The 1,253-nt window shown below is 40.5% G+C and carries 2 protein-coding genes; both read right to left on the bottom strand.

Annotated features, from left to right (window positions below):
* Positions 1–82: 82 nt before the first annotated feature.
* Entirely contained in the window at positions 83–595 is a 513-nt protein-coding gene (locus DD606_RS25280; RefSeq protein ID WP_129259472.1) for a hypothetical protein, read from the bottom strand.
* Between the two features lie 39 nt (positions 596–634).
* Positions 635–1,253 (bottom strand): hypothetical protein (locus DD606_RS25285; protein ID WP_219824240.1); only part of this gene is annotated, 619 nt, incomplete at its 5' end.

Here is a 1,253-nt window from a genome sequence, read left to right on the forward strand (position 1 = left end):
TCCGTTTTGCATTTTCCGGCCCATCGTAAGATTCTTGGTTTATTCTTTCCCTGACTAGTGGTGTCATTATGATTTTTCTGTCCTAGATGGTGAATTTTTGATAGTGTGATGGTACATTCATGTTTCCTTTTTCTGACTCCTCCTTACCATCACTTTCTCCCTCAGTAGTCCATACCTCTCGTAAAGACCGTTTTAGTTCTTGGTATTTCTTTTTACGCTCCAATTTGGTCCACTCTGGGTCTTTTGTTGTTTCTTGTTTTGATTTTTGAGATTTTTTTGATTTTGTTTTTGTTTTAGTCTTTTGTACTTGTTTTATTTCCTCTTGCGTCCCTTCCCTTCGAACTTTTGAGGATCTTCCTGATATTTGGTCTTTTACACAATCCTCTGCTTTTACAAGCATCAAATAGTGAGTTTTACCTTTTATCCTGGGCATCAGGTTCTCTCTCGCTTTGTTTCCTGCTTGTTTCCTCCTATAGCGTTCTTGGCGTCTAGGGTGTTGATTAGCAAAATCATAAAACTTGATATTCTCGGTTTCATTTCCACGCTCACTTGAGGTGTCTGAACACTCATTATCTGCATCATCATTTACTTCCAAGTGTTCAGAGGAGTTGTAAAACTCTTCTGGTTCCGGAGGTTATGCCGTCTCTTTTTCTGGTACAACGCTTACCATGTAATAGGGTAGCACATCATAGCCCTCCTTATCGCAAACTTTTGTTATTGGACTGTCGGTAATGGTACAGACATCCAATGTTGCCAGTATGTGTTCCCATTCTAGAGGTTCCAAGGCATCTTCAGGGAAAGGTTTCGGAATATACTCCTTGTCCTCAATTGCTCTTTCTAAGACGCATTCCTCTCTTCTTAAGCTTCCACAATGTGAAGCTCCGCACATCCATAGCTCTTTTGGTTGCCCTAACCATGCTGGGAGTTCTGATCCTGCTACTGTAGCTGAATCAAACTCTTCCACTGGTGTTTGGTTCACATCTTTGTAACTATGGTCTTTCAGGTGTATTTTAGTTGTTGTCTCGCCATGTCTGAGGTATATGTGGTCATAACCCCAATCGTGGACCATCTTTAATTGTCTCATGAATGGTCTTCCCAAGATGATCTCGTAATTGTTCTTTTTGTTGAAATCGACTATTGCAAATGTATGCTCATACTCGATTCCCCACGAAGTGACAATTACTTTTTCTAAGAGTCCTAGAGGCTTTTCAATAAACCCGTCTACAGGTTGCAATTTCATTCTCGTAGCTCTC

It is taken from the genome of Enterobacter cloacae complex sp. GF14B, from assembly GCF_004136805.1.
GTDB lineage: Bacteria > Pseudomonadota > Gammaproteobacteria > Enterobacterales > Enterobacteriaceae > Enterobacter > Enterobacter hormaechei_C.